This window comes from Thiobacillus sp., assembly GCF_018780105.1.
Lineage (GTDB): Bacteria > Pseudomonadota > Gammaproteobacteria > Burkholderiales > Thiobacillaceae > Thiobacillus.
Genome location: NZ_JADMKC010000052.1, coordinates 1 through 2,246, shown reverse-complemented (window position 1 = coordinate 2,246; position 2,246 = coordinate 1). Strand labels below are relative to the sequence as shown.

Below are 2,246 nucleotides of genomic sequence, written 5' to 3'. Positions count from 1 at the left end.
ATGATCTGAACAATTTTTCCGTTGCTCATGCTTGTTTCCTAAGAAAATTAAATTCTGTATGCGGTCATCAGACCGCTGCTGCACCGGCGACGATCTCGGACAATTCCTTGGTAATCGCGGCCTGACGCGTTTTGTTGTAAATCAGCTTCAATTCGCCGATCACATCCTTGGCGTTGTCGGAAGCGGCTTTCATCGCAACCATCCGCGCCGACTGCTCGCATGCAATGTTTTCTGCCACAGCCTGATACACCAGCGATTCGATGTACCGCATCAGCATGCCATCGACAACGGGCTTCGCATCGGGCTCGTAGATGTAATCCCAGTGCGTTTTCAGGCTCGCTTCATCGGCGTCTTCCATCTGCGTCAAGGGCAGCAACTGGGTCAGCGTCGGTTCCTGCTTCATGGTGTTGATGAAGCGGTTGTAAACGATGTAGAGCGCATCAATTTTGCCGCTCAGGTAGGCATCGAGCATGACCTTGACCGGGCCGATCAGCTTTTCCAGGTGCGGCGTGTCGCCCAGACCGGTATGCTGCGAAGCCACGTTGGCGCCAAGACGCTGCATGAAACCCAGCGCTTTGTTGCCAAACGGCGTGACGTCGATGCCGACACCGGCGGCTTCCCACTGCTTCATCTGACTCACCACCACGCGAAACACGTTGGTGTTGAGACCGCCGCACAGCCCCTTGTCCGAGCTGGCGATGATGAGGCCGACGCGCTTGACCTTCTCGCGCGGAATAACAAACGGATGCTTGTATTCCGTGTGGGCATAAGCCAGGTGGGTCGCCACGCGGGCGATCTTTTCGGCGTACGGGCGCGCGGCCCGCATGCGCTCTTGCGCCTTGCGCATTTTGGACGCCGCAACCATTTCCATGGCCTTGGTGATCTTGCGCGTATTTTCTACGCTCTTGATCTTGGTCCGTATCTCTTTTCCGGCTGCCATAATGGCTCCTAATCAGCGCGGTCTATCAATAGACGCCGGTTTTCTTGAACTCGTCCACCGCAGCGGTGAGCGCCTTTTCAGTCGCGTCATCCATGTTGCCGGTGGATTCAATCGTGTCCATGAGCCCGCCGAACTTGGACTTGATGAAAGCGGTCAAAGCAGATTCAAACGGCAGAATCTTGTTGACTTCGACGTCGTCCATGTAGCCCTTGTTGACTGCGAACAGGGTCAGTGCCATCTGCGACACCGACATCGGCGAGTACTGCGCCTGCTTCATCAGTTCGGTCACACGACGGCCACGTTCCAGCTGCTTCAGTGTGGCAGCGTCCAGATCGGAGGCGAACTGGGCAAAAGCAGCCAGTTCACGATACTGCGCCAGCGCCAGGCGAATACCGCCGCCCAGCTTCTTGATGACCTTGGTCTGTGCAGCGCCACCGACGCGGGACACCGACAGACCGGCGTTGATCGCGGGACGGATACCGGCGTTGAAAAGGTCGGTCTCGAGGAAGATCTGGCCGTCGGTAATCGAAATCACGTTGGTCGGCACGAAGGCGGACACGTCGCCGGCCTGGGTTTCGATGATCGGCAGCGCGGTCAGCGAACCGGTCTGGCCCTTGACGGCGCCATTGGTCATCTTTTCCACGTAGTCGGCGTTCACCCGTGCAGCACGCTCCAGCAGGCGCGAGTGCAGGTAGAACACGTCGCCAGGATACGCTTCGCGACCCGGCGGGCGGCGCAGCAGCAGGGATACCTGACGGTACGCCCAGGCCTGCTTGGTCAAATCGTCATACACGATCAGCGCATCTTCACCGATGTCGCGGAAGAATTCGCCCATGGTGCAGCCGGAGTACGGTGCGATGTACTGCATGGCGGCGGCGTCAGCAGCGGTCGCGGCGACGACGATGGTGTGATCCATCGCGCCGTGCTCTTCCAGCTTGCGCACCACGTTGGCAACCGAAGAAGCCTTCTGGCCGACGGCGACGTAAATACATTTAACGCCGGTGCCTTTCTGGTTGATGATCGCGTCGATAGCGACGGCGGTCTTGCCCGTCTGGCGGTCGCCAATGATCAGCTCGCGCTGGCCACGGCCGACCGGAACCATCGAGTCGATCGACTTGAGGCCGGTCTGCACCGGCTGGTCGACCGATTTGCGTTCGATCACGCCCGGCGCAATGCGCTCGATCGGCATGGTCTTGTCTGAAGCGATGGGGCCCTTGCCGTCGATCGGCTGGCCCAGCGAGTTGACCACGCGGCCGAGCAGGCCACGGCCCACCGGCACTTCCAGAATGCGGCCGGTGCACTTGGC

Annotated in this window: 2 protein-coding genes; both read right to left on the bottom strand. The window is 59.5% G+C overall.

What is annotated here, in order from left to right:
* Positions 1-67: 67 nt before the first annotated feature.
* Positions 68-940: a F0F1 ATP synthase subunit gamma gene (gene atpG, locus IV098_RS15285; RefSeq protein WP_296890595.1), complete on the bottom strand. Its 873-nt coding sequence runs from the start codon at positions 938-940 to the stop codon at positions 68-70.
* A gap of 25 nt (positions 941-965) precedes the next feature.
* Positions 966-2,246 (bottom strand): F0F1 ATP synthase subunit alpha (atpA, locus tag IV098_RS15280; protein ID WP_296890593.1); only part of this gene is annotated, 1,281 nt, incomplete at its 5' end.